Genomic DNA, 26,017 nt, shown 5'->3' on the forward strand with positions numbered 1-26,017 from the left:
TCTCTCCTCTTGCACACAGTTCGTTACTCGACTTCATTTTCCCTATCATATCACAAATGTAAACGCTTTTTTATATTTTCAGGTGACAATTTTGAAACGTTTTCCTTTTTTTACAACTGTTTTTATAATTTCATAAAAATAATGACACAGTTTAATTTAATTGTCAGAATTCACTCAAAACATTAGGAATAATTATAATGAAAGCGATAAAACTGTACTAATGTTTTTATCCTGCTTATTGTAACAGACTCTTGCTTACGGGAGAAAGAAAATGGCAAGAAATATAACATAAAATTCATATTCGCTTTGCAATGTTCATAAAAAAACTGCTTCTGCTGACAGCAGAAACAGTTCTTCCCCGCTTTACCGCAGTGCCCGAAAACCAATATCGGTGCGGTAAAACAAATTACCCGTATCAAGTTCGTTCAATTTTTCATATACCTTTTCCTGCGCTTCAGCCAGGGTAGCTGCCTTTTCGGACAGCAGCAGCACCCGGCCGCCGCTGTTTACATATATGCCATTTTTCTTTTCTACGCCTGCAAAAAAGAGAAGGGGGCTCTCCGGCACCTGCTGAATAGGATGGTTTTTTTCATAACTCCCCGGGTAGCCCTTAGAGGCAGCTACTACTCCCAGTACTGCTTCTTCCGACCATACAGGTTCAGGTTTTTCTCCTTCAAGAAGGGTTATTAGAAGCTGGGCCAAATCAGATTCGAGCCGGGGGAGCACCACCTGCGCTTCCGGATCGCCAAACCTCGCATTAAATTCAATTACCTTCGGTCCCGCAGAGGTCATCATTAACCCGGCATACAAAACGCCGGTGAACGGCGACCCTTCCTGCCTCAGGCCGGAGGCTGCCGGCTGAAGCACTTTTTCCACCGCTTCATCAATGTCTTTTTGGGTAAACTGGGGTACGGGGCTGTAAGCGCCCATCCCTCCAGTATTAGGCCCTTCATCGTTATTATAGGCGCGCTTATGATCCTGGGCCGCTACCATGGGGACGACCGTTTCGCCATGCACAAAAGCCATTAAAGACAGCTCTTCGCCTTCTAAAAATTCTTCAATGACTACTTCAGCCCCCGCCTCGCCGAATTTATGATTTTTCAGCACTTCCTCGAGTGCCTTTAACGCTTCTTCTTCAGTCATCGCCACAGTGACTCCTTTTCCGGCGGCCAGGCCGTCAGCCTTAATGACGATTGGTGTGCCCTGTCTGCGCACATATGCTTCGGCTTCGTTGTATTTTGAAAATGACGCATAAATACCGGTGGGGATATGGTAGCGTTCCATGACTTCTTTGGCATATGTCTTACTTCCTTCAATCATAGCGGCCTTCTTTTTCGGACCGAAGACACGCAGGCCCTCTTGTTCGAAGCGATCAGCAAGTCCCGCTAACAGCGGCGCTTCCGGCCCAATCACCGTCAGCTCCACCAATCTGTCTTTGGCAAAAGCCACCAGGCTATCCTCATCGGTTTCAGCAATATCAACGCACTCTGCATGGTTTTCCATTCCCGCATTCCCGGGCGCTGCGTACACGCGGGTTACACTTGCGCTTTTTGCAAAGGCATAAGCAAGGGCATGTTCCCGGCCGCCTGCTCCTACAATTAAAACATTCATCGCGATCCTCCTGTTCAAAAACCGTTCTCTTCGTCCCTCTGCCATTTTAAAAAACAGCCCGGGAAACAGAATTCCGGGCTGTTCTGCCGATTTTAATGCTTAAAATGGCGCATGCCGGTAAATACCATAGTAATTCCCAACTCATTCGCCCGGTCGATGGACTCCTGGTCCCGGATTGATCCGCCTGGCTGGATAATCGCCGAAATGCCGGCTTCCCCAGCTGTTTCCACCGTGTCCTGCATTGGGAAAAAAGCATCGGAGCCGAGAGCACTGTTCGCCGCTTCCTCTCCTGCCTGGTTAATAGCGATTTCAGCCGATCCGACCCGATTCATCTGGCCAGCGCCAATTCCTATCGTTTGAACGTTTTTCGTCAATACGATCGCGTTGGATTTCACATGCTTAACTACTTTCCAGGCAAGCTTTAAATCTTCCCATTCCGCTTCTGTCGGCTCCCGTTCGGTTACCACCCGCACGTCTGCGTCCAGAAAACCCTTAGTATCCTCGTCCTGTACCAGCAGGCCGCCGTGGATGGAAGTCAGCTGAGATCGGGTCTCTGCCAATCCCTCAAGCGTTACAGTCAGCAGACGGATATTTTTCTTCTGGGTCAGCAAATCAAGAGCTTCCTGCGAAAAGCTCGGAGCAATGACAATTTCAAGGAAGATTTCCTTCAGCTTCTCTGCAATAGCCTCTGTCACTTCACCGTTAAAAGCGACAATGCCGCCAAATATCGAGACCGGATCTGCGGCATACGTTTTGTCGTAGGCTTCCTCAAGCGTTTCCCCGATCGCGACCCCGCACGGATTCATGTGCTTAACAGCTACAGAAGCCGGATGTGTGAATTCGCGGATCATACTGAGCGCTGCTTCGGCATCATTAATATTATTATAGGAGAGCTCTTTGCCGTGCAGCTGGAAGGCATTTGCAATCGAGCTTAACGGCCCAATTGGCTCCCGGTAAAAAGCAGCCTCCTGATGAGGATTTTCCCCGTAGCGCAGATCCTGCTTTTTCTCATACGTCACGGTGTACATCTCCGGATGCTTTTCTCCCGCTTCTTTAGTTAAATAGTCTGCAATTAACGCATCATAGGAGGCAGTGTGACGGAAAACCTTGGCCGCCAGCTTTTTGTTTGTTTCTGCTGATACCGTGCCGCCATCTTTTAACTCTGTCAGTACAAGCTCATAATCATCCGGGTCGACAACTACAGTGACATCTTCAAAGTTTTTCGCCGCCGCCCTGAGCATTGCCGGGCCGCCGATATCGATATTTTCAATCGCATCTTCAAACGATTTATCGGGATTCTCAATCGTTTTTTTAAACGGATACAGGTTTACTATTACCAGGTCAATCGGTTCGATGCTGTGCTCCCGCAGCTGGGATGTATGGTCATCGTTGCTGCGGCGTGCAAGCAGTCCGCTATGTATGTTTGGGTGCAGGGTCTTCACCCGGCCGTCAAGTATCTCGGGAAAACCGGTAACGTCTGAAATACCCGTGATCTGCACGCCGCTTTCCTCAAGCACGCGGCTCGTTCCCCCCGTGGAAATAATTTCGATGCCCTGCTTTTCGAGGCTTTTGGCAAGGGGGACAATGCCCTCTTTATCTGACACACTAATTAACGCTCGTTTCATGAATGGTTGGCTCCCTCCGTATTGGTTTGTACTTTTTTCAAGGGACGGGTAATCCACCGCTGGACGATTTCCGGATAGAGCCGGTGTTCGACAGCCTGAATGCCAGCAGTAAGTGTCTCAAGTGAATCCGTGTCTTTCACCCCGACTGGCTCCTGGGCAATGATGCTCCCTGTGTCCATGCCTTCATCAACGTAGTGAATGGTGACGCCGGTCACTTTTACTCCGGCCTCCCACGCCTGTCTGATGGCGTCTTTTCCAGGAAAAGACGGAAGCAGTGACGGATGGACATTAATCATCCGTCCGCCGTATTCCGTAAGCAGCGTATCCCCAATGAGCCGCATATAACCTGCAAGCACGATGCGCTCCGCCCCTTTATCATGTAATTCCTTTACGATTTCAGTTTCAAACGCCGCCTTGTTCTCGTACTTCTTAGGCGAAAAAGCGAACACCGGAATGCCCTCCTCTTCGGCAAAGGCAACGACCGGGGCCTGCGGCTTATCACAGACAACCAGCACAAACTCTGCTTCGAGTCTCTGCTCCCGGGCTGCACGGACCAATGAACGGGCGTTCGAGCCGGTACCGGAGGCAAATAAAGCCAGCTTCATCAGCACGTAGCCCCCTTCACCTGGACACCGCCGCCATCTGTCACTTCTCCTATATCCCAGGCCTCTTCTCCGGCCTCTTTTAAGGCCTGAAGCATGTTCTCTTTTTCTTCGGCTGCTACGACGACCATCAAACCAATCCCCATGTTAAAGGTGCCAAACATATCATCTGGGGATAAATGGCCTTCATTTTGAATGAAAGAAAAAATCTCCGGCTGCTGCCAGTTGTCGACGTCAAACATCGCACCGCAGCCGTCCGGGAGCATTCTCGGAACGTTTTCAAAAAAACCGCCGCCGGTAATATGAGCCATCCCTCTGGCTGTGCCCAGCTGTTTAATTGTTTTCGCCGCATTTACATAAATTTTTGTCGGCTCGAGCAGCTCCTCCCCGAGCGGACGCTGAAACGGAGGCACCGTGTCATTCATTGTAAACAGACCGTCTTCAAACAGTACTTTGCGCACAAGAGAAAATCCGTTACTGTGAATACCCGAAGAGGCTACCCCGATAATCGCATCTTTGTCCCTGGCTTTTGGCTCGTCCAGAATATCCGCCTTCTCGGCTGCACCGACGGCAAATCCTGCCAGATCGTACTCTTCTTCGCTGTACATGCCCGGCATTTCAGCAGTCTCTCCGCCGATAACAGCGCACCCTGCCTGCTCACAGCCGTCTGCCACACCTTTGATAATCTGCTCAATTTTTTCAGGATCTGCTTTTCCCAGGGCCAGATAATCCAGGAAATAGAGGGGATCAGCCCCCTGAACGGCGATATCGTTCACACACATCGCCACTACGTCCTGGCCGATTGTATCGTGCTTGTCCATTTGAAAAGCAAGCATCAATTTCGTTCCGACGCCGTCTGTCCCTGAAATAAGGACCGGTTCTTTGTAAGGAAGCGAGGAAATATCAAACATGCCGCCAAAACCGCCGAGGGCCCCCATCACTTCGGGGCGCCCGGTTCGGGCAATGTGTTTTTTCATCCGCTCTACCGCCTGGTATCCTGCTTCCACATCGACCCCGGCCCGCTTGTAAGCTTCAGACATCCGTAGCCCCTCCTTTATCAACCATTCATAATTTTGTCGTGCGGATGAAGCGTATCGTCGTAAATCTCTGTTGGATATTTGCCGGTAAAGCACGCAAGACACTGGCCGCAGTTCGGCTCGCTCTTATCCCGGCCGATCCCGTTTTGCAGGCCTTCGATGCTGATGAATGAAAGCGAATCCGCTCCCATTAAATCGCGCATTTCATCAACAGTGTAATTCGAGGCGATCAATTCTGCTTTTGTTGACGTATCTATTCCGTAAAAGCACGGATGCGTAATCGGCGGTGAAGTAATGCGTACATGCACTTCCGTCGCTCCTGCTTCTTTCAGCATCCGGACAATCCGTTTACTGGTCGTCCCCCGGACAATCGAATCGTCCACCATAACGACCCGTTTGCCTTCAACGACTCCGCGTACAGCGGACAGCTTCATTTTCACTCCCTGCTCACGCAGCGCCTGCGACGGCTGGATAAAGGTCCGGCCCACGTACCGATTTTTAATCAAGCCGAGCTCATACGGCGTGCCGGTAGCTTCGGCGTAGCCAATAGCCGCAGAAATCGAAGAATCCGGCACGCCGGTCACGACATCTGCTTCCACCGGCGCTTCTTTGGCCATTTCTTTGCCGAGGTTTTTTCTCGCCGTATGCACGTTAATATTGTCCACGTTGGAGTCCGGGCGGGCAAAATAAACATACTCCAGGCTGCAGATCGCCCGGGAAGTAGCGGTGGAAAACAATTCCGAATGCATGCCTGAGTCATCGATGCTTATAATTTCTCCCGGCTGCATATCCCTCAGGTATTCAGCTCCAATTACATCGAACGCGCATGTTTCCGAGGCTACCACGTACGTATCGCCGATTGTCCCTATCGCAAGCGGGCGCAGGCCGTTTGGATCCATAGCACACAGCAGCTTGTCCTCGGTCATTACCGCAAAGGCATACGCACCCTCAATATAGGACAAGGCATCCTTCAACTGATCTTCAAAGCGGGTTTCATCGCTTCGCTTAATCAAGTGGGCGAGCACTTCAGTGTCAGAGGTGGACTGGAAAATACTCCCTTTCCTTTCAAGCTCCTCTTTCACATGGTTGGCATTCACGAGATTTCCATTATGCGCAACTGCAAGTCCTGTCGTCTGCGACTGGAAAAGCAGCGGCTGACAGTTCACAAGGCCACCTCCGCCTGCCGTCGCGTAGCGTACGTGGCCAATGGCCGAGCTTCCCTGCAGCTGTTCGAGATCTCCTTCTTTAAAGGCTTCCGTAATCAGACCGAGTCCTTTGTGGCTCGACAGTTTATCGCCGTCACTGACGACAATGCCTGCCCCTTCCTGACCGCGGTGCTGCAAACTGTGCAGCCCGTAGTAAGCAAGCTGTGCTGCCTCCTCGTGGCCCCAGACAGCAAACACGCCGCATTCTTCATTTAAGCCTTTGATTTCACCAAGCATGGAATAGCTCCTTTCCAGGCATTCTCCAACTCCTTGGCAGAAGCTTGAAGAATCGTCTCTCCCGATTCTTTGGATAAATGCAATGTCGCTTCTTCTGTCACGCTGCCGGCACACCTGGCGTCTGTTACTATTTGTTCGAAGGCTTCCTGATTCTCTCTCGCTACGGAAATTACATAGCGGGACTGCGTCTCTGCAAACAATTCCTCCATAACGTTTCCGTTGATTACTATCTCGGCACCAAGGCCGGTGCCAAACGTGCTCTCCGCCACCGCCACAGCAAGTCCGCCTTCGGATACGTCATGTGCTGACTGAACCAGACCCTTTTGAATAGCTTCCAGCACGCTGCGCTGCCTGTGGAGTTCCGTATCAAGGTCAAGCTCCGGGGCCCGTCCGTCAATCGATCCGGTCTGCATTTCCTGGATCTCACTGCCGCCGAAGTCTTCTCCTGCTTCGCCGATAATGTATACGGCATCTCCCGCCTGCTTAAATTCCTGGGTCGTGATGTGGGCAAGCTCTTTAATCAAGCCGACCATGCCAACGACCGGCGTTGGGTAAATTGCGCCGTTCTGCGTTTCATTATAAAGCGAAACGTTTCCGCCAATGACCGGAGTTTCAAGAGTTTTACACGCCTCAGTTATACCATCAATCGACTTTTCAAACTGCCAGTAGATCTCTGGTTTTTCCGGATTCCCATAGTTCAGGCAGTCCGTCAGGCCGAGTGGCAGGCCGCCTGAGCAGATAATGTTCCGTGAAGCTTCTGCGATGACAATTTTGCCGCCCTGTTCCGGGTCAAGCCCGAGGTAGCGCGCGTTGCAGTCGGTCGTCATGGCGAGCGCTTTGTCTTTGCCGCGCACCCGGAGCACCGCCGCATCAGAGCCAGGCTGAACAGCTGTGTTGGTACGGACCATGTAATCGTACTGGTCATACACCCATTCCTTGCTCGCTACAGTCGGCTGCTTTAACAGAGCCGTAAGCGTTTCTTTCGCATCACTCACATCCGGCCGCCACGCCTTCTGCTCCTGCCGTTTGCGGAACGCTTCCGGCTCCCTGGACTCAGGATGGTACACCGGTGCGTCTTCCGCGAGCGCATCTACGGGCACGTCCGCTACTTTCTCCCCGCCGTGCCAGAGTACAAGCCGCTGTTCATCGATTACACGCCCAACCTCCGCCGAATGAAGCCCCCAATGACTGCAGATGTCGTGAATTTCCTTTTCTTCTCCCTGCTTAACGACCAGAAGCATCCGCTCCTGGGACTCGGAAAGCATCATTTCATACGGACTCATGTTAAGTTCCCGCTGCGGCACCGTATCGAGGTTCATCTCGATGCCCGATCCTGCTTTACTGGCCATTTCTGCTGAAGAAGAAGTCAGCCCTGCAGCTCCCATGTCCTGAATCCCCACGAGCGAGTCACACTTCACGAGTTCAAGGCATGCTTCAAGCAGCAGCTTTTCCATAAACGGGTCCCCCACCTGTACGGATGGACGCTTGCTTTCCGATTCGTCGCTGATTTCTTCCGAAGCAAAAGTAGCCCCGTGGATACCGTCTTTACCGGTGCTTGCCCCAACGTAAATCACTGTGTTTCCAGCTCCGCTGGCAATACCTTTTTGGATATCCTTGTGATCAATAAGCCCGACGCACATAGCGTTAACGAGCGGGTTACCCTCGTAGCTCGGATCAAACTGCACTTCGCCTCCGACCGTCGGCACGCCGATGCAGTTACCGTATCCGGCAATCCCGGCAACAACCTCTTCAAATAAATACTTCACCCGCGGCTTGACCAGCTCCCCGAAACGAAGTGAATTCATAATAGCGACCGGACGGGCCCCCATCGAGAACACGTCCCGGAGAATGCCGCCGACGCCGGTAGCTGCGCCCTGGTAAGGCTCAATCGCTGACGGATGGTTGTGGCTTTCCATTTTGAAGACCACCGCCTGCTCGTCGCCGATATCGATAATGCCGGCCCCTTCGCCGGGGCCCTGCAGCACATGCTCTCCCTCTGTCGGAAACTTTTTCAATTGGGCTTTTGAATGCTTATAGCTGCAGTGCTCCGACCACATGACCGAAAACAGGCCGATTTCTGTATAGTTTGGCAGGCGCCCGAGAATTTTTTTAATCATTTCGAATTCTTCGTCTTTAACGCCCATTTCCTGATAAACTTTTCCCTGTTCAATCTGTTCTGCAGAAGGCTCAAGTAGTAAGGACATGGGATTTCCTCCATTGCTTCAATATTGACTGAAAGATTTTCAATCCGTCGTCACTGCCAAGAATCTGATCGGTTGCGCGTTCCGGGTGCGGCATCATGCCCATCACGTTGCCCTGCTTGTTTACAATGCCGGCAATCGCTTCTTTGGAGCCGTTAAAATTGTCCTCGTAGGTGAACACAATCTGGCTGTTGGTCTGCAGATCCCTCAGGGTCTCATCGTCACAGTAGTAGTTTCCTTCACCGTGGGCTACCGGGATCGTAATTCGCTCCTCCCCTTCATATTCGGAGGTGAAGCCGGTCTCATGATTTGCCACCACCAGACGGGCCGGACGGCAGATAAACTTCAGCGATCGGTTCCGCTGCATCGCTCCCGGAAGCAGGCCGGCTTCAAGCAGCACCTGGAAGCCATTGCACACGCCAAGAACCGGTTTTCCTTTTTCCGCCTGCTCCACGACGCTAGCCATGACCGGGGCAAAACGGGCAATTGCACCAGAACGCAGATAGTCTCCGTAGGAAAACCCGCCGGGAAGAAGAATACCGTCATAGTCCGCAACGCTTTCTTCGGTGTACCAGACTTTATCTACCGGCTCCCCGAGACCTTCCTGGATTGCGTAGTACATATCATCGTCACAGTTGGAGCCTGGAAACACGATAACCGCGAACTTCATCAGGACACGCCCTTTCCAATCGTATACGTATAATCTTCAATCACAGGGTTGGACAGAAGCTTTTCACACATTTCTTCGATTCGGGCTTCAAGGTCGTTTCCTTCCTCTATTTCAAGTTCAATATATTTGCCGGTCTGCACAGATGCCACTTCATGGTACCCCATCGTCTGCAGAGCGTTTTCAATCGTACTTCCCTGCGGATCAAGCACTCCCTCTTTTAATGTCACATACACTTGAACATTAACCATGTGCAGCTCCTCCTAATCGCTGTAATATTTCGGTGTAGCCTTCCTGCAGAGAACCAATGCCGTAACGAAATAGATCTTTGTCAAATTTCTGCCGGGTTTCTTTATCCCACAGCCGGCACGTGTCCGGGGAAATTTCATCAGACAGCAGCAGCTTCCCGTCTTCTGTCGTGCCAAATTCAATTTTGAAGTCCACCAAAAGCAGACCGTGGTCGGAAAAATGCTTTTTGAGCGTTTCATTCACATGCTCGGCCACCTGCTTCATGTCCTTCACCTGCACCGGAGAAGCAGCCTGCAGCAGCCGGATGTGATCATCATTGATTAAAGGGTCCCCAAGCTCGTCATCTTTATAATAGAATTCCACTACTGGCTGGTCCACTTCCGTGCCTTCCTCAATGCCGGTGCGACGGTGGAGGCTGCCGGCGACAATATTTCGCACTACAACTTCGAGCGGAACGATCGTTGTTTTTTTTACCGCCTGCTCCGTTTCGGAGAGCCGGTCTACGAAGTGATTGTTTATGCCTTCTTCATGCAGCTTTTGAAACAACAGGGAGGATATTTCGTTGTTTAACTTGCCTTTGCCGACCAGCACTTCTTTTTTCTCTCCATTAAACGCTGTCGCATCATCTTTGTACTCTACCCAGAGCGTATTTTCTACGTCTGTTTCATACAGTTTTTTGGCCTTTCCTTCATACAATAGAGCGCGTTTTTCCATTGCAGGCTCCTCCTTTGGACTCTCCCTTGTTATTCGATACCGGCACGGGCGAAGATCGTATTGACTTCCTTCATGTGATGGCGGTGGTCAAAGCATTCCTCAATTTCTTCACTGCTTAGCACATTCGTAATGGCCGGTTCATTTTCTACAAGCTCCCGGAATGGAATACCTTTTTCCCATGCTTCCATCGCTTTAGGCTGTACGGTGTCGTACGCTTCCTCGCGCACCATGCCTTTGTTGATCAGCGTAAGCAGCACGCGCTGGGAGAAGACAAGGCCGAGCGTTTTGTCCATATTTGCTTTCATGTTGTCTTCAAACACTGTCAGGTTCTTCACGATATTGCCAAAACGGTTCAGCATGTAGTTAAGTGCCGTAGTCGCGTCTGGAATAATAATCCGTTCGGCCGAAGAGTGGGAAATATCACGTTCATGCCAGAGCGGCACATTTTCATAAGCGGTCAGCATATGGCCGCGGATCACCCGGGCCAGTCCAGTCATATTCTCTGATCCGATTGGGTTGCGCTTATGCGGCATCGCCGAGGAGCCCTTCTGTCCTTTGGCAAAAAATTCTTCCACTTCCCGGGTTTCACTTTTTTGAAGGCTGCGGATTTCGACGGCCATTTTTTCGATCGAAGTAGCAATTAACGCGAGCGTACTCATGTAATCTGCGTGACGATCCCGCTGCAGCGTCTGCGTCGATACCGGCGCCGCCTGAAGGCCAAGCTTCCGGCAAACCGATTCCTCGATAGCCGGCGGAATGTTGGCAAATGTGCCCACTGCTCCCGAGAGCTTCCCAACGCGGATGCCCTCGGCCGCTGCGTCAAAGCGCTCGATATTGCGCTTCATTTCCTGATACCAGAGAGCGAGTTTGATGCCGAAGGTGGTTGGCTCTGCGTGCACTCCGTGGGTGCGCCCCATCATGATCGTATGCTTATGCTCTTTTGCCTTATTTTTTAAAATTTCGAGAAAGCGTTCCAAATCGGCCCGCAAAATATCATTGGCCTGCTTAATTAAATAAGAAAGAGCTGTATCCACCACATCAGTCGAGGTCAGGCCGTAATGAACCCATTTGCGCTCATCGCCGAGCGTCTCTGACACCGCCCGTGTAAACGCCACAACGTCATGGCGTGTTTCCTCTTCAATCTCCTGGATCCGTTCGATATTAAACGAAGCGTTGTCCCGTATTTTTTCCACATCTTCCTTTGGAATATCCCCAAGCTCCGACCAGGCTTCGCAGGCACAGATTTCGACCTCCAGCCAGGCGTTGAAGCGGTTCTCCTCAGTCCAGACGGCTCCCATTTCCGGGCGTGTGTAACGATCGATCATAGTCAGGTTCCTCCACTCTTCTCTTTAATAATTATTTCTCTATGTACTGCTTCCATACGCCTGTGGACCGGTCGAGCGCATCCTGAAGATTTTCCCTCAGCACTGTCCAGTGCCCCATCTTCCGGCCAGGCTTGGCTTCATCCTTGCCGTACAGATGCACATGGTCCTTGCTCCACTCTTCCATATGCGTGGTCACTGCTTCGACATGTTCACCGAGAATGTTGGTCATCACCACCGGCTGCTTCAGTCCGGCAGGGCCAAGTGGAAGACCGCAGATGGCACGGATGTGCTGTTCAAACTGGGAGGTTTCACAGGCTTCAATCGTATAATGGCCTGAATTGTGCGGCCGCGGCGCCACTTCGTTTACATACACCGTTTCATCATCTGTAACAAACATTTCCACCGCAAGGGTGCCAACAAGATCCACATGCTCGGCAAGCCGATGGGCGATACGGATCGCCTCTTCGTTCACGAACCGCGAGATTCGTGCCGGTACAATGGTCTGGTGCAGCACGTTATTAACATGGATGTTTTCTCCGACTGGAAACACGCCGGTCTCGCCGTGTACGCTCCGGGTGACAATGCAGGAAATTTCTTTTTGAAACGGGATCCATGCCTCGAGTACGAGCTCTTTGCCATCGGTTCCGCCAAGAGTTTCAAACGCCGCTTCTGCTTCCTCTGCTGCTTTTAACACTACCTGGCCTTTACCATCATAGCCGCCGCGGCATGTTTTTAATACGCTGGGCACGCCGATCTGCTCTACCGCTGCCGCAAGCTCCTCGCGGGAGGTAACCTGGTGATACGGGGCTACTTTAATATTCGCTGCTTCAATGGCATGTTTTTCGCGCAGGCGGTGCTGCGCCGTATGAAGGAGATAGCTTCCCTGCGGAAGATAAAGGGTGTTTTCCAGATGTCTGGCTGTTTCTGCGTCAATATTTTCAAATTCATAAGTTAATACGTCACACGCTTCTGCCATTCTGTCCGCTCCTGCACGATTGTCGTAAGAAGCTTCAATTTCAACATCTGCCACCTGACCGGCAGGGGAGCCTGTTTTTGGTTCAAGCACGGCAACCCGGTAGCCCATCGGCTTAGCCGCAAACGCCATCATCCGTCCGAGCTGTCCGCCTCCAAGTATTCCGATTGTCTGTCCTGGCTTCATTATTCGTTCCATAGTTCATCTCCTGACTGCATGACCTGCTTACGCATTTGTTCTCTACGCTGACCGAGTTTATCTGCCAGCTTTTCGTCAAAGGCTGCAATCATCTGGGCGGCAAGCAGCCCCGCATTTGTTGCCCCGGACGTTCCAATTGCTACGGTCGCTACCGGCACGCCGCCGGGCATCTGGACGATGGATAAAAGCGAGTCCCATCCGCTCAAAGCTTTGGACTGGACTGGCACCCCAATGACTGGAAGAGTCGTTTTTGCCGCCAGCATCCCTGGCAGATGAGCTGCTCCGCCGGCCCCTGCGATGATCGCTTTTAAGCCACGCCCTCTTGCTGCTGCCGCGTATTCAAACATATAGTCCGGCGTCCGGTGAGCAGATACGATTTTTTTTTCATACGGTACTCCGAGCTCGTCGAGCACCCCGCATGCCTTCTGCATTGTTTCCCAGTCGGACGTACTGCCCATAACTACTCCTACCTGAGGTTCCACTTGCGCCACTCCTTTACTTTTCCTCACGTACTTTTTGACATAAAGAAGCCCCGGTGCCGGATCCACCCTTAAAAAGGATAGTCCTCCACACGCCGGGGAAGGTCTCGTGAACGTATAAGCTCTACTATAGAAGAAAAATTCAAGCCGAAGCTTCTACTATTTCAGACAAAGGCTTCGTTTGATCATTCTCCTCATAGTCCAGCAATTTACGGTTGCCGGGTAGAGACGCTCGAGCCTTATTCCCGAAAGTATATGAGGATTGTCATCGTTCTGCTTTTCTAGCTTACGTGTTTTAGCTTAACAAGTTGTTATATTATCTGTCAATCAAAAATCGAACAATCAGAAACAACAAAGCATAATCGTTCGTTTATTTCCTTTTTGCTTCAAAGCTGATTTCCTGCCTTACCGGCACATACTGCACCTCTCCATTAATGGTACGTTCTTCAAATACGGGCTTTTCCATCCGGCGTACCGGCATAAAGCCTTCGGCAGTAATCCGGGCGAGGCATGCTTCTACGGTTTCTTCTTCCTCTACATAAAAAGTTTGTTTATTTTTTGCCATTCAGTTCGCTACTCCTTATTACTTTACTTCAACATTTTAATTATAACAGGTTTTTTCTAAAAAAAACGAATGAAGCAGAATACCGTTTTCCGCTTCATTCGTCTATTTATCGTTATTTCCCTGTGCCTATCTTTCGTATGGTCTCTTTTAAAACAGCCACCCCGTTTACACAATCCTTTAATTCGGTAAATTCTTCCGGCGTGTGACTTTTACCTTCAAAGCTCGGCACAAACAGAAGGCCAAACGGCACGTAAGCACCAAACATCATAGCATCGTGGCTGGCTCCCGATACGAGCGATTCGGTAGCAAGACCAATATTTTGGGAAGCATCCTCAATTGAACGCCGGATCCACTCAGGCACCGGTACTGGTTTTACTCTGAAAGCCACTTCATGAGAGACAGTAATCCCGCGGCGTTTTGCTATTCTTTCAGCTTCGCTTCGTGCCTGGGTGATCATCTGATCCCGAACGCCCTCATCAAGATCCCGGATGTCGGCTGTCAGCCGGGCTTCGCCGGCGATCACGTTTGAACCATTCGGTTCCAAAGAGAGCCTCCCTACTGTTGCTACAGCCGTGTCGCTGTGCATGGCCGGAAGCTGCTCTAAATAAAGAATAAATTCTGCAGCCGCGGCTGCTGCGTCTTTCCGGATGTTCATCGGAGTATTGCCGGCATGATCTGTTTCCCCGAAAAAATGAACCTCAAGCCAGGAGGGTCCCGCAATTCCTTCAACCACTCCGATGCTGGCTTCCTGTTGTTCGAGCTGTTTCCCCTGTTCAACATGCAGTTCCAAATACGCCCGCAGACGTTCGCGCGGGTAAATATTATTTTCGAGCTTGTTCGGCGAATAATCCATCAGCTTCATTGCTTCCGCTGCTGTAATTCCTTCATCATCACGCATTTGAAAAAAGGCATCCTTCGATATATCGCCAACGGCTGCCCGGCTTCCGAGCAGGCCGCTTCCAAAGCGTGCGCCCTCTTCATCTACAAAGACGGCAATCTCTACGGAACAATCCAGCTCAGCGCCTTCTTTTTTCAACGCTTCTACAGCCATCAGGCTCGATACGCACCCGAGGGCTCCATCAAAAGCACCTCCGTTTTTCACAGTGTCTAAATGGGAACCGGTAAGGATAATTGGAGCTCCGGCCCGGGCTGACTCCCACAGGCCGTAGATGTTACCCACGCCGTCTTCTCTTATACTCAGCCCGGCTTCTTCCATCCAGGAACGGAAAAGATTTTTGGCTTTCTGTTCATCCTCTGTATAAACATAACGCGTAATACCGCCTTCTTCCGTCCAGCCGACCGCTGCCATTTCTGCCAGGCGGGCGGCCAGAACTTCGGGATCGATTGAGGGAAAGCCCCTGCTTTCCTCAACTGTCTGAAGCAGACGCTGCCTGCTGAATCCCTCGTTACCCAAAGCATCATCACTCCTTCTTTTCTCTCAGCCTAACACAACGGAAAAAACGTTACACTTCATTAAAATCAGGAACGTATACTTCGCCATGGTTATCAGTCTGCTCAATGATGCGGCACACCTGCTGGGACAAACTATTGGGCGGATACGGCTTGGTCAGGTAATGCCGCACATCCATACGGGCCATTCGTTCTTTATCCTCGTGAAGGGCCGAGGAAACAATAATCGGCACATCTTCAGTATGTCGGAACGATTTCAACCGTTCAATAAATTCCCATCCGTCCATCTCTTCTCCAAGCATCAGGTCCACCACAAAAACTTCCGGCCTCAGCCCCCGTTTTAGCGCCTCCAGCGCTTTGTAAGGATTAAAGTAGTGCACCACTTCATACCTGGCATGACGAAGCTCTTCTGAAAGAAGCATCCCAAGGCTTCGGTCGTCTTCGAGTATCAGCACCGAGTGCAGCTCACTTCCTTCCGGCAGTTCTTCCATATCAAATCCCACTCCTGCCAGGGGGAAGAATAAGCAAAAGCTGCTGCCTTCCCCTTCCGTCGAAGCAACCTCTATCCGCCCCTTGTGGTCTTCTACAATTTGTTTTGTTACTGCAAGGCCCAGGCCGGTACCCCGTATTTTCCGCCGATCTTCATCATTTATACGATGAAACTTACTAAAAAGATGCGGAAGTTCTTTTTCCGGTATGCCAAGGCCTTCGTCGGAAATTTTCACACGAACCATATTTTGCTCATTGGCAAGCTCAATTTTCACTTCCCCGCCCTCTGGAGAAAACTTTACCGCGTTGCCAATAATATTAGTAACGCCCTGCACGATTTTACCTTTGTCTGCATGGATACGTCCATACTGCAGCCGGTCTTTTACTACAAACGTGTGCTCCGGTTGGTTGGGTTCAAATGTATCCACCACTTCAAGCATCAGGCTGCTGAGATCAACTTCTTCCATCTCATATTCCTGTCGTCCCGCTTCCATCCGCTGCAGGTCCAGGAAATCATTTATTAATGAAGTCAGCCTTCCCCCTTCCCGGTGAATGGTTTCTATATACTTTTTTTGGCGGACCGGCTTCAAATCTTTAACGAGCAGCAGCTCGGCGAAGCCTAAAATGCTCGAAAGCGGAGTCCTAAGTTCGTGGCTCACCGTGCTGACAAGATCTGATTTCATCTGGTCAAGCTCGAATTCTTTCGTCCGGTTGCGGTGCACAAAGATTGTTCCCTTTTCTTCAGATTCCATTTGTACATGACGTCCATACAGCTCGTACACATGCACGGAGCTGTCTGTTGTAATTTTATACTCGATGCTGAAATCCGGTCCTGTTTCATTATCGATAAACGCCTGGAAATAATTCTCTACTTTTTCCCGGCAGTCTTCATCGATCTGCTTCAGCCATTCAGAGGTCCATTCCCCAAACGGCAGCGCCTGAGCCTCATTCTGCGCCCCGGCTCCGATCATGCTCCACGTCCAATGGTTCGCATGCTCCAGCGTTCCGTTTTCATCGATATACTGAATACCTTCATCGACGCTGTCGATAATACGCTGATACAAAAAGCGCTCCTTTTCTGTTTTCTCAAACAACAGAATACGACCGAAGGAAATAGAGGCCTGGCGGAGAATTCCTTGCATGGTCTCACGCTCCCGTCCAGAAAAATTCTTTCCGGTTCTAGTAAATACCGCCGCTCCGATCATTTCCTGCTTGCTGCTGAACACTGGCAGATACATTTCATATACTGTCGTTTCTTTGGTACTCAGCCCTTCTTCTCCGCCGTATGATTTCCGCTCAATTACATGGGCCTTTTTCGTGTTTTCGATTAAAGCAAACGGACTATCGGCGGAATGGGTCTCGAAATGCTGTTTTTCCTCTTCACTCATTCCGTACCAGGCAGCCTGCCAGGAAGGTTCCAAAGCTGCAACCATTCCTTTGTCAAAATGAAAAAGATCGTACATTTTTGCAAGCAGCTGCTCCATCAGCACCTGCTTGCCCATCGAACCGCTGAACGTTTCGTTCAGTTCGTTTAATGTCCGCAGGTATTCCTGCTGCTCCTGAAGCTCGTTCTGCTGAACGACCAGCTCTTCGTTTCGATCCATAATCGCGTTCTGGTTTTGCTGAATACTCGATGCCATCGCATTAAAGGAACGGCTCAATTCTCCTATCTCATCACTGCGGTGATTGTCGGAAATTGCTATCTCTTCACCACTCCCCACTTTGGCAGCGGCATTTTTCATCTCCCATAGCGGACCGGTAGTTTTTCGCAGAAGCAGCCATACAATAACGCCAAGCGCAATCAACATGCCAATCAAATACAGAAGGTAGGCAAGATGCGAATTTTCGTTTATTTCAAAATACTGGTCATTTACGTTCATTCGTGCAGCCTCAGCCTGATCGTGGCCGCTCGATAAGCTGTTAATGAGGGCTCCGACCTGAGAGCTTATCTGCTCGCGATTCTCAATGGTAGTGCTTCCGGCTTCCACTGCTTCAGTCAACTGAGGCAGCCATTCGTTTTCATAATCGTTTAAAAATTCTTCTATCTGAGCCATCAGATCGGTATCCGCTTTAGTCAAACTCCGGTATTCCTCAAGCTGAGCCCGTGCAGCACTAAGATTCCGTTCAATGTCATCCAGTTCACTTTCGTCTCCGAAAGCAAGGTAGCCGCGGCCTGCGATAATAATCTGCTGGGTATAAAACTCCAGATCTGCCAGAACGTTCTGTGTTTCCCGCCACTGCCTCGATTCATTCTGGAGTCCCTGCTGATTCGCACTCATATAGATATGCTGCCCAATGCCTCCAGCAGCGGCAAGCACGAGCACGAGTAGAAAGATGATACTGAATCTTCGGTGAAGCCGGCTTTTTATGTAGTTACGCATCGAGCATTTCCTCCACGATCGTAATTAGCAGGGCCGGGCTAAACGGCTTGGATACAAATTCCATCACACCTGCTTTTCTTGCTTCCTCTTTATCTTTGTCCTGGGTTTTCGCTGTAATCATCAGCGTTTTCATATTTTCAAGCCTACCGTCTTCCCGAAGCATGGAGACTACTTCCACTCCGTTATACTCCGGCATCATATTATCGATAATTAAAAGATCATAGGAAGCAGCACTCGCTTTTTCATATGCGTCCCTTCCATCTGCCGCTTCGTCGATCATGTATTCTTCTTCGTCCTCTAAAGTATCTACGATGAGCATGCGAAGTACTTCCGCATCGTCGGCTACTAGTATTTTATACATTTCCCCCGCCTTTCCCAGTTCACAGCACCCGCTGTATCAATCGTTTCGCGCGTGCGACCAGTTCTTCTTTTCGAAATGGCTTCATTAAATAATCATCCGCTCCAAGTTCCAGCGCATGAACGATATCCTCTTCATTCCGATTGCCTGTGAGCATTAATACAATCATGTTACTCGACGGATATTTTCCCCGAAGCTTCTCAAGCACTGCAAATCCATCCATCCCAGGCATAGTAACGTCCAGCACAACAAAATAGCGCTGCCCGCGTTCGTAATTTTCTTTTTCAAAAAATGCTTCACCAGAGGAAAAATATGTTGTCCGTACCCGGTACCTCGCAACATTTAACTGATGAAACTGATCGGCGACAAAGGAAGCCATTGCTTCGTCATCATCGATAATAAATACGTTTATGTAAGGAAGATCCATGGTCGTTTCTCCCGAATAGGAAACGACTGCATTCCGGCCGGAGCCTTTTGCTTCGAGCATCGCTGCATCTGCTTCATTGATCAGCTCCTGCAAGGAAGCGTGCACAGTAGTCGCTGTAGACATACCAGCTGTAAATCCGAGCCGGTACGGCAGGCGCCGGGCTGATACAAATTCCGTAAAGGATTGCTGAAGCCGCTTCATTATCTTTTCTGTTTCTTCCGCAAACGTCTGCTGAAAAATAAACAAAAACTCGTCCCCGCCCAGGCGGATCAAATGATCACTCGGGCGCTTCCGGGAAAGCATATGTCTGACAAACCATTTGAGCACCTGATCGCCTTCCTCGTGGCCGTAGCTGTCATTGATCTGCTTGAAATGGTCAAGGTCCGTTAATGCTATAGAGAAAGGTTTACCGCTCCGTTTAAACTCCGCCCACAGACGACCTTCCTCCATTTCGAGCATTTTCCGGTTATAGGCCCCCGTGAGCTCATCTACCGTTAACGCTTCTTTCATCGGCGCCTGCCACTCCAGATGGCGGTGAATAACCTGCACCATTTCCATCGTGGAATAAGGGGGCTTGATCACAAAAGCAGCCCCGTCTTTATAAAACTGATCTGCTCTCTCAGTGTCTATTCCGCCGTTACAAAATACGACGACAGGCAGCAGCTCATCTCTCGCTGCATCTTTGATGCGCTTAATAATGGTCCGGCGTCCCCGCATGGCTAAAGCCTCAGAGAGAAGAATCATTTCGGGATGGTACTCTTCGATTTTCTCCACCAGCTTCCTGCGGTCAGAGGCAAGCAGCACATGATGCCCAAGCGCTTCAAGCTGCTCTTTCACCTCATACAAAACGTGCAGAGACGTATGGCCGAGAAGCACAAAGGAAGATTCTTCCTCTAAAGCATAATAAGAAATGGTGAATTTATCTGCACGCTCTCCCTCTTCCAGCATGTTCATAATCTTTTCTGCATAGGCACTCCGGGTTTCTGCCGGAGTGCCAGCATTGAGCCTCCACATCGCTTCCTCTGCTGTTTCAGCCACCTGGCCCAGGCCCAGCGTGGCTCCGGTGCCTTTAATTGTATGAAGCCATCTGTACATTTCTTTAAAATCTTCATATTGTTTTTGCTCTAAGTATTCGTGCTGTTTTTTAATATTTGCAATAAAGGTTTCCTGATATTGATTCGCCATAATAATATCCCTCTAACCATTATTATCTATTTTCCATTATATACTATTTAAGCATGTCAAAAGTAGCTTAACATAAGAAAATTTTACTGTTTTCAAAAGCGGAAAATCTTTAAATTTCCTTTAGGAATGGAGAGGTGCAGCCGTATTTTGGCACAAAAAAATGCCGCAGCGATTGGCTGCGGCGTTTCTTGCCTGAAAGCATTTTAGGAGACGTAATTCGTTGTAATGATAGAGCGTTCCATCTGATACAACTGCTCCTGGGAATACAGGGGCTCGTTCTGGGAAAACTGTTCATGAAAGAAGGCCCGCAGTGCTGCCTCTGTCGTGAACCGGTGGGTGAAAGCGTCCACCGAAACGTCCTGGACAAACCGGTCATCCTGCGTGTTCGAGTGGCCGAAAAAAATAATCGGCGTGACTTCGCCCGGATTGTGCTTTTCCCTGCGCAGAAAGTTTTCCGTAATCGAAGCTGTCGCTTTCGCATGCTCTATTGGACTGTCGTGCACCTCGAACGTTCCTGAACGAACGTGCCCCCGGCTCGTATTTTGAAAAACCATCGTCGTTTCCACATCTTCTTCGAGATCGGGGTACAGCGTATCAAGCACAAAATCAAGCGTTCCGGCATTGTGCTTACTGACCCCGTGAATAATATGGCCTTTCCATTTCTGCGTCTCAAGCACATACAGCCCCCGGGTCGTCAAAACAACGTGGTCCACCTGGCGGGTGGAAAGCTCTGACCGTTCATCGAGCGGCACGTATACGTGTCCGGAAATCAACATTTCATCTACGGCGATTTTATTTGCTTCGACAAGATCATTTTTAATGCTTCGAAGCAGTTCATGTGTTTTCATCTCTTCCGGTTCCCGGGAAATTTTCTCCAGGTGATAGATGTAATCTGTCAGTTTCCCTTTTTCTTCTTCGTATTTACCGCGTATCGCCTGAATATCCTCGCGATACTGCGAGCTTTTTCCTTCGATTTCTTCTTCCATCTTTCTATCATACTGCCGGACTTTCTTTAAATACTGATCGCGCTGAATTAAAATGACTGCTCCAATAATAATTAAAGCTATAATAACCGTGACCGCTATACCCATATGAGCACCTCTTCCATTTCCTGCCTTAATATTTTTACTATGACCCGGGATTTGGTACACTAAAAAACGCTTGCTGATTGCTATGTAAAAGCATATACATTATATTTCTATCATAATCAATATATTCCTTTTCGTATACACCAAAAGAAAGGATTCTTTCCCAATGACACTTTATTCTGTTGTTCCAAAAAGCTTTTATGAAAAACCGACCCTCGAGCTTTCCAGAGCGCTGGTCGGCTGCGTGCTTGTACATGAAACGCCGGAGGGCCCTGCATCTGGCAGAATCGTTGAAACGGAAGCCTATATAGGACCAGTAGACCGTGCAGCGCACAGCTATAATTACCGCAGAACCAAACGGACAAATGTCATGTTTTTTTCGCCGGGCCACGTCTATATGTATACGATGCACACCCACGCGCTTTTAAACATCGTCAGCGGAGTGGAAGATTCCCCCGAAGCCGTGCTTATCCGTGCCATCGAGCCCGTAACAGGTCTTGAACTCATTCAAAAACGCCGGCACCGCGTCCGCGGCATTCAGCAGACAAACGGCCCCGGCAAACTAACGAAAGCGCTTGGTATTGATATGAGCTATTACGGCCATGAACTTGACCAGCCACCACTCTATTTGTCTCCAAAGGAATCTGAACCTGCAGTGGAAAGTGGCCCACGAGTTGGCATTTCCGGGAGCGGTGAAGCCCGTCATTATCCGTGGCGCTTTTTTGAAACAGGTAATCCTTACGTTTCCAGGTGGAGGGCATGAGGGCTGTTATTTCAGAGCCACGATGCGACGGCCCTGAATGCGGCTTTCCAATATAGCGTCAAGATCTTCTGCCAAGTGATCCAATGTAGTCTCGCTGGCGATTGCGTCAAGAAGCGATTGAACTTTCAGGTCGCTGGCGAGGCGATTCCATACATATTGTCTTTTTTCTGACGGACAGTAAACAGAATCAATTCCGGCCAGATTTATTCCGCGGAGAATGAACGGATGAACTGTCGTGGGAACATCTGTCCCTCCGGTAAGGCCGCTGACAGCTGCAGTACCGTGATACTTCATTGTACTCAGCAGGTACGCAAGCGTTTCTCCCCCAACGGGATCTACAGCTCCGGCCCACGTTGCTTTCCCGAGCGGCTTCCGTTTATCGGGATTCACATCTTCGCGGGAGAGAATGCGCGAAGCACCGATATCCCGGAGGTAATCATGGGCTTCGGCGTTTCCCGTGACAGCTGCCACCTCATATCCGAGCGAATGCAGCATAGCTACTGCCATACTACCGACACCACCGGTAGCGCCAGTCACGACGATTTCGCCCTGGTCCGGGGTAACTCCCTCTTCCTCGAGGCGAACGACTGATAAACCCGCTGTAAATCCGGCAGTGCCAAAAATCATTGCTTCTCTCGGCGTCATTCCTTCCGGAAGCCGGACTACCCAATCAGCAGGCACTCTTGCTTTTTCCGCATAGCCGCCGTGGTGGGCGACTCCTAATTCATAGCCTGTGACGAGTACCTCATCTCCCTGCTGATACCTTGAATCACTGGATGAAGCCACAGTACCGGCGAGGTCGATGCCCGGCACAAGCGGGTGCCCCTGCGCAATCTGGCTTCCAGGTGCTGCCGCCATGCCGTCTTTATAATTGATGCTTGAATAGTGTACATCGATGGTGACGTCGCCTTCAGGCAGATCCCCTTCCTCCAGCGTGCGTACTTCCTTTGTAACTTCTCCCTGCTCGTTTTTATCCACGACCAATGCCTTAAATGTGCTCATATTTCCACCTCCATAATTTAATCCTTTCCCCTATTCCCATTAAAGCTTCATTCCATGCAGAAGATAAAAAAAACAAAAAGCACGCGCCTCCTTCAGGAAGCACGTGCTGCTTGCTATGGTGTTAAAAATAGGAAAAAGATAATAAATACAAAAAACAAAACGTACATAATCGGGTTCAGCTGCTTTCCTCTCCCAGTCAGAACCATCGTGATCGGGTAGAAGATAAAGCCCATGGCAATACCGGTCGCAATGCTGTAGGTAAGCGGCATGGATACCACGGTTAAAAAAGCCGGCACGGCAATTTCGAGACGATGCCACTCAATTAAACGAAGCGACGATACCATCAGCGCCCCAACAATAATAAGAGCCGGAGCCGTTACAGCACTTGTTACTACGCCAAGCAGCGGTGAGAAAAACAAAGCGGTAAGGAAAAGCAGCGCTGTAATAATGGAAGCAAAGCCAGTGCGGCCACCGACAGCTACACCAGCTGAAGATTCAATATATGCTGTCGTCGTCGATGTTCCCAGAATCGAACCGATGACGGTTGCCGATGAGTCGGCCACCAGTGCGCGGCCGGCACGCGGAAGTTTGTTGTCTTTTACAAATCCAGCCTGATTGGCTACCGCGAACAACGTCCCTGCTGTATCAAAAAAATCTACAAACAAAAACGTGAGGACAACGATGATGAATCCAATAATAAAGCTTGAGTCCCACGAAAAGTCAGCAAGAGAGGTGAAAGCCGCTCCGAAGGTCGGGGCAATACTTGGCACCCCGAAGACAATCTGGCCCGGCGGCTGAATCTGGCCCACGAGAATTCCAGCCAGCGCTGTCACCACCATTCCGTAAAAAATCCCACCGCGGACGCCAAGCGTCATCAGTATGACAGTGACAAGAAGCCCGAATGCCGCAAGAGCAGCCGGTCCGGAAGTAAGTGTACCGAGCGTGACGAGAGTAGACTCGTCCGCTACCACAATCTGTGCCCCCTGCAGGCCGACAAAGGCGATAAACAGCCCAATACCGGCAGAGACGGCATACTTCAGCTCCTCTGGAATCGCATTGATAATTTTCTCTCTAATGCCAAATGTTGTTAAACCGATAAAAATCATTCCGGAGCAGAACACCCCGAATAAAGCAAGCTCCCAGGGAATCCCCATTGTCAGCACCACGGAATATGTGAAAAAGGCATTAAGCCCCATCCCCGGGGCCAGAGCTATCGGATACCTGGCAAGCAGCCCCATAATTAGTGTCCCAATGGCCGCTGCTAATGCTGTTGCCACAAAAACGGCGGATTCGTTCATTCCGGCTTCGGCTAAAATACTGGGGTTGACGAATAAAATATACGCCATCGCAAGGAAAGTCGTTAAACCGGCTAACGATTCTTTCTTGTAGTTCGTCTCATTCTTCGCAAATTCAAAAAAACGATCCATACTCTTATCTCTTCCTCTCTTTCCTCTCCCCAGGCAAAACTCTCTCTTGTTCTATTATATATTAATCTTGGAGGTTAAGCTGTAAACCTTACTCCCACTCAATCGTCGAAGGCGGCTTAGACGTGACATCATACACTACACGGTTAACGTGCTGGACTTCGTTGACAATTCTTGTGGAAATCTTTTCGAGAACGTCATATGGAATACGGGCCCAATCTGAAGTCATACCGTCAATCGATGTAACCGCCCGAATACCGACAGTGTAGTCATACGTACGGCTGTCGCCCATCACGCCAACACTTCTCATATCCGGGAGCGCCGTGAAGTACTGCCAGATTTCACGGTCAAGGCCGGCATTTTTGATTTCTTCCCGCAGTATATAATCTGATTCACGCACAATTTCAAGCTTCTCCTCCGTGATCTCTCCGAGCACACGAATCCCCAGCCCCGGCCCTGGGAACGGCTGCCGCCAAACAATTTCATCCGGCACTCCAAGTTCCGTGCCGAGCTTGCGGACTTCATCTTTAAACAGCGTATTTAAAGGTTCAATCAGATCAAATTTCATGTCCTCCGGCAGGCCGCCAACATTGTGGTGGGACTTGATCGTCTGTGCTGTATCCGTTCCGCTTTCAATAACGTCTGTATACAGCGTACCCTGAACAAGAAAATCCACATTTTCAAGCTTTCCTGCCTCTTCTTCAAACACGTATATGAATTCATTACCGATGATTTTCCGTTTTTGTTCTGGATCACTCACGCCGTTGAGCTGATCGAGAAAACGTTTTGCCGCGTCTATTTTCACGATATTCATTTGAAAACCACGTCCAAGAGACTCCATAACGCCTGTAGCTTCCTCTTTGCGCAGCAGGCCGTGATCGATAAACATGCATGTAAGCTGGTCCCCGATTGCCCTATGAACAAGTGCTGCGGCTACCGAGCTGTCCACACCGCCACTCAATGCACAAAGAACATTACGGCTGCCCACCTGCTCACGAATAACGTCCACCTGCTCATCAATGAAATTTGCCATTGTCCATTCGCTTGAGCATCCGCAAATACGGTAAGCAAAGTTTTTCAGCATGTCATCGCCAAACTGAGTGTGGCGTACTTCCGGATGGAATTGAACGCCATACATTTTCTTTTCCGGAGCGCTCATGGAAGCTACCGGACATGATGGGTTGGTTGCATCCACCGTAAAACCTTCCGGCGGCTCGACAATTAAGTCCCCATGACTCATCCACGCGTTCTGGGTTTTCGGCAGGCCTTCAAATAGCACCGGGTTCGCCTGCACATGGATATCTGCCTTGCCGTACTCCCTATGCTGGGCTTTTTCCACTTTTCCTCCGTAATGCAGCGTCATCAGCTGCATACCGTAGCAAATTCCCAAAATAGGAATATCCAGGTCAAAAATAGCTGGATCACAGGTAAGCGCGCCTTCGGCATACGCGCTGTTCGGGCCGCCGGAAAAGATAATCCCCGCTGGATTTAATTCTTTAATTTTTTCCGCGCTGATCGTATTCGGATGCAGCTCACTAAAAACGCCGAGATCCCTGATTCTGCGTGTAATCAATTGATTATACTGGCCGCCAAAGTCCAGGACAATAATCGTTTCACTGATATTTCCTACGCTCATTGTTTTTACCCCTAACTGTTTTTCAAATATGTACGTGCAAGGTTTACTTTAAAGGAATGACCGCTTCCCGGCAACTGTCTGATTTCGATTGCAGCTCCCCAGGCCTCGGATGTTTCAGTAATAATTTTTCCTTCGCAGACCAAAAAAGCTGCTTTCGTAATATACG

The 26,017-nt window shown here is 49.9% G+C and carries 22 protein-coding genes and 1 riboswitch; of the genes, 1 reads left to right on the forward strand and 21 read right to left on the reverse strand.

Translation table 11 applies throughout. The annotated features are described in order from the left end of the window. Positions 1 to 363: 363 nt before the first annotated feature. From purD to ACTTK6_RS10135, 18 genes are all read right to left on the reverse strand, one after another. Positions 364 to 1,611 (reverse strand): phosphoribosylamine--glycine ligase, encoded by a 1,248-nt coding sequence (purD, locus tag ACTTK6_RS10050; RefSeq protein WP_462833338.1) that lies wholly within the window; start codon positions 1,609 to 1,611, stop codon positions 364 to 366. Between the two features lie 92 nt (positions 1,612 to 1,703). Further along, entirely contained in the window at positions 1,704 to 3,236 is a 1,533-nt protein-coding gene (purH, locus tag ACTTK6_RS10055; RefSeq protein WP_094908539.1) for a bifunctional phosphoribosylaminoimidazolecarboxamide formyltransferase/IMP cyclohydrolase, read from the reverse strand. After that, entirely contained in the window at positions 3,233 to 3,844 is a 612-nt protein-coding gene (gene purN, locus ACTTK6_RS10060) for a phosphoribosylglycinamide formyltransferase (RefSeq protein WP_462833393.1), read from the reverse strand. The genes purH and purN overlap by 4 nt, the downstream gene beginning before the upstream one ends. After that, on the reverse strand, positions 3,841 to 4,878 hold the full coding sequence (gene purM / locus ACTTK6_RS10065; RefSeq protein WP_462833339.1) for a phosphoribosylformylglycinamidine cyclo-ligase: 1,038 nt from the start codon (positions 4,876 to 4,878) through the stop codon (positions 3,841 to 3,843). The genes purN and purM overlap by 4 nt, the downstream gene beginning before the upstream one ends. Before the next feature lie 17 nt (positions 4,879 to 4,895). Next, positions 4,896 to 6,317, reverse strand: coding sequence for an amidophosphoribosyltransferase (purF, locus tag ACTTK6_RS10070; RefSeq protein WP_079474216.1), 1,422 nt, complete (start codon positions 6,315 to 6,317; stop codon positions 4,896 to 4,898). Further along, positions 6,293 to 8,521: a phosphoribosylformylglycinamidine synthase subunit PurL gene (gene purL, locus ACTTK6_RS10075; protein ID WP_462833340.1), complete on the reverse strand. Its 2,229-nt coding sequence runs from the start codon at positions 8,519 to 8,521 to the stop codon at positions 6,293 to 6,295. Before purL ends, purF begins: the two co-directional genes overlap by 25 nt. After that, positions 8,505 to 9,188, reverse strand: a complete 684-nt coding sequence (purQ, locus tag ACTTK6_RS10080) for a phosphoribosylformylglycinamidine synthase subunit PurQ (protein WP_079474214.1) — start codon at positions 9,186 to 9,188, stop codon at positions 8,505 to 8,507. Before purQ ends, purL begins: the two co-directional genes overlap by 17 nt. Further along, positions 9,188 to 9,436 (reverse strand): phosphoribosylformylglycinamidine synthase subunit PurS, encoded by a 249-nt coding sequence (gene purS / locus ACTTK6_RS10085; protein WP_094908544.1) that lies wholly within the window; start codon positions 9,434 to 9,436, stop codon positions 9,188 to 9,190. Before purS ends, purQ begins: the two co-directional genes overlap by 1 nt. Next, positions 9,429 to 10,148 (reverse strand): phosphoribosylaminoimidazolesuccinocarboxamide synthase, encoded by a 720-nt coding sequence (gene purC, locus ACTTK6_RS10090; protein ID WP_462833341.1) that lies wholly within the window; start codon positions 10,146 to 10,148, stop codon positions 9,429 to 9,431. Before purC ends, purS begins: the two co-directional genes overlap by 8 nt. 29 nt (positions 10,149 to 10,177) lie before the next feature. Beyond that, positions 10,178 to 11,473: an adenylosuccinate lyase gene (purB, locus tag ACTTK6_RS10095; protein ID WP_079474211.1), complete on the reverse strand. Its 1,296-nt coding sequence runs from the start codon at positions 11,471 to 11,473 to the stop codon at positions 10,178 to 10,180. A gap of 31 nt (positions 11,474 to 11,504) precedes the next feature. Continuing rightward, positions 11,505 to 12,644: a 5-(carboxyamino)imidazole ribonucleotide synthase gene (purK, locus tag ACTTK6_RS10100; RefSeq protein ID WP_462833342.1), complete on the reverse strand. Its 1,140-nt coding sequence runs from the start codon at positions 12,642 to 12,644 to the stop codon at positions 11,505 to 11,507. Beyond that, on the reverse strand, positions 12,632 to 13,126 hold the full coding sequence (gene purE, locus ACTTK6_RS10105) for a 5-(carboxyamino)imidazole ribonucleotide mutase (protein ID WP_462833343.1): 495 nt from the start codon (positions 13,124 to 13,126) through the stop codon (positions 12,632 to 12,634). The genes purK and purE overlap by 13 nt, the downstream gene beginning before the upstream one ends. 174 nt (positions 13,127 to 13,300) lie before the next feature. Further along, positions 13,301 to 13,402: riboswitch (purine riboswitch) on the reverse strand. A gap of 91 nt (positions 13,403 to 13,493) precedes the next feature. Continuing rightward, on the reverse strand, positions 13,494 to 13,688 hold the full coding sequence (locus ACTTK6_RS10110) for an NETI motif-containing protein (protein ID WP_462833344.1): 195 nt from the start codon (positions 13,686 to 13,688) through the stop codon (positions 13,494 to 13,496). Between the two features lie 112 nt (positions 13,689 to 13,800). Further along, complete coding sequence (locus ACTTK6_RS10115) at positions 13,801 to 15,102, reverse strand: Zn-dependent hydrolase (RefSeq protein ID WP_233133366.1); 1,302 nt, start codon at positions 15,100 to 15,102, stop codon at positions 13,801 to 13,803. A gap of 49 nt (positions 15,103 to 15,151) precedes the next feature. Then, positions 15,152 to 17,968 carry an ATP-binding protein gene (locus ACTTK6_RS10120; protein ID WP_462833345.1) on the reverse strand — a complete coding sequence of 939 codons (2,817 nt, stop codon included), beginning with the start codon at positions 17,966 to 17,968 and terminating at the stop codon, positions 15,152 to 15,154. Further along, a complete protein-coding gene (locus tag ACTTK6_RS10125; protein WP_079474207.1) occupies positions 17,961 to 18,329 on the reverse strand; it encodes a response regulator in 369 nt (122 codons plus the stop codon). Before ACTTK6_RS10125 ends, ACTTK6_RS10120 begins: the two co-directional genes overlap by 8 nt. A 19-nt stretch (positions 18,330 to 18,348) precedes the next feature. Continuing rightward, positions 18,349 to 19,938 (reverse strand): diguanylate cyclase, encoded by a 1,590-nt coding sequence (locus ACTTK6_RS10130; protein WP_462833346.1) that lies wholly within the window; start codon positions 19,936 to 19,938, stop codon positions 18,349 to 18,351. Between the two features lie 203 nt (positions 19,939 to 20,141). Then, on the reverse strand, positions 20,142 to 21,029 hold the full coding sequence (locus tag ACTTK6_RS10135; protein ID WP_079474205.1) for a nuclease-related domain-containing protein: 888 nt from the start codon (positions 21,027 to 21,029) through the stop codon (positions 20,142 to 20,144). A 163-nt stretch (positions 21,030 to 21,192) separates the two neighbouring features. Between ACTTK6_RS10135 and ACTTK6_RS10140 the strand changes: the two genes are divergently transcribed. Then, complete coding sequence (locus tag ACTTK6_RS10140) at positions 21,193 to 21,789, forward strand: DNA-3-methyladenine glycosylase (RefSeq protein WP_462833347.1); 597 nt, start codon at positions 21,193 to 21,195, stop codon at positions 21,787 to 21,789. Positions 21,790 to 21,795: 6 nt separating this feature from the next. On the opposite strand, the gene ACTTK6_RS10145 is transcribed toward ACTTK6_RS10140, so the two are convergent. From ACTTK6_RS10145 to guaA, 3 genes are all read right to left on the reverse strand, one after another. Further along, positions 21,796 to 22,791, reverse strand: a complete 996-nt coding sequence (locus ACTTK6_RS10145) for an acrylyl-CoA reductase family protein (RefSeq protein WP_462833348.1) — start codon at positions 22,789 to 22,791, stop codon at positions 21,796 to 21,798. A gap of 113 nt (positions 22,792 to 22,904) precedes the next feature. Beyond that, a complete protein-coding gene (locus ACTTK6_RS10150) occupies positions 22,905 to 24,218 on the reverse strand; it encodes an NCS2 family permease (RefSeq protein ID WP_462833349.1) in 1,314 nt (437 codons plus the stop codon). 88 nt (positions 24,219 to 24,306) lie between these two features. Continuing rightward, positions 24,307 to 25,851, reverse strand: a complete 1,545-nt coding sequence (gene guaA, locus ACTTK6_RS10155) for a glutamine-hydrolyzing GMP synthase (RefSeq protein WP_462833350.1) — start codon at positions 25,849 to 25,851, stop codon at positions 24,307 to 24,309. Positions 25,852 to 26,017: the final 166 nt, after the last annotated feature.

Source organism: Marinococcus salis, from assembly GCF_054971365.1.

Excerpts from the sequence above, each read along its gene's own strand:
- purD (WP_462833338.1), bottom strand. The coding sequence starts at position 1,611 with ATGAATGTTTTAATTGTAGGAGCAGGCGGCCGGGAACATGCCCTTGCT.
- purH (WP_094908539.1), bottom strand. The coding sequence starts at position 3,236 with ATGAAACGAGCGTTAATTAGTGTGTCAGATAAAGAGGGCATTGTCCCC.
- purM (WP_462833339.1), bottom strand. The coding sequence starts at position 4,878 with ATGTCTGAAGCTTACAAGCGGGCCGGGGTCGATGTGGAAGCAGGATAC.
- purF (WP_079474216.1), bottom strand. The coding sequence starts at position 6,317 with ATGCTTGGTGAAATCAAAGGCTTAAATGAAGAATGCGGCGTGTTTGCT.
- purL (WP_462833340.1), bottom strand. The coding sequence starts at position 8,521 with ATGTCCTTACTACTTGAGCCTTCTGCAGAACAGATTGAACAGGGAAAA.
- purQ (WP_079474214.1), bottom strand. The coding sequence starts at position 9,188 with ATGAAGTTCGCGGTTATCGTGTTTCCAGGCTCCAACTGTGACGATGAT.
- purS (WP_094908544.1), bottom strand. The coding sequence starts at position 9,436 with ATGGTTAATGTTCAAGTGTATGTGACATTAAAAGAGGGAGTGCTTGAT.
- purC (WP_462833341.1), bottom strand. The coding sequence starts at position 10,148 with ATGGAAAAACGCGCTCTATTGTATGAAGGAAAGGCCAAAAAACTGTAT.
- purB (WP_079474211.1), bottom strand. The coding sequence starts at position 11,473 with ATGATCGATCGTTACACACGCCCGGAAATGGGAGCCGTCTGGACTGAG.
- purK (WP_462833342.1), bottom strand. The coding sequence starts at position 12,644 with ATGGAACGAATAATGAAGCCAGGACAGACAATCGGAATACTTGGAGGC.
- ACTTK6_RS10110 (WP_462833344.1), bottom strand. The coding sequence starts at position 13,688 with ATGGCAAAAAATAAACAAACTTTTTATGTAGAGGAAGAAGAAACCGTA.
- ACTTK6_RS10120 (WP_462833345.1), bottom strand. The coding sequence starts at position 17,968 with ATGCGTAACTACATAAAAAGCCGGCTTCACCGAAGATTCAGTATCATC.
- ACTTK6_RS10125 (WP_079474207.1), bottom strand. The coding sequence starts at position 18,329 with ATGTATAAAATACTAGTAGCCGACGATGCGGAAGTACTTCGCATGCTC.
- ACTTK6_RS10130 (WP_462833346.1), bottom strand. The coding sequence starts at position 19,938 with ATGGCGAATCAATATCAGGAAACCTTTATTGCAAATATTAAAAAACAG.
- ACTTK6_RS10135 (WP_079474205.1), bottom strand. The coding sequence starts at position 21,029 with ATGGGTATAGCGGTCACGGTTATTATAGCTTTAATTATTATTGGAGCA.
- ACTTK6_RS10140 (WP_462833347.1), top strand. The coding sequence starts at position 21,193 with ATGACACTTTATTCTGTTGTTCCAAAAAGCTTTTATGAAAAACCGACC.
- ACTTK6_RS10145 (WP_462833348.1), bottom strand. The coding sequence starts at position 22,791 with ATGAGCACATTTAAGGCATTGGTCGTGGATAAAAACGAGCAGGGAGAA.
- ACTTK6_RS10150 (WP_462833349.1), bottom strand. The coding sequence starts at position 24,218 with ATGGATCGTTTTTTTGAATTTGCGAAGAATGAGACGAACTACAAGAAA.
- guaA (WP_462833350.1), bottom strand. The coding sequence starts at position 25,851 with ATGAGCGTAGGAAATATCAGTGAAACGATTATTGTCCTGGACTTTGGC.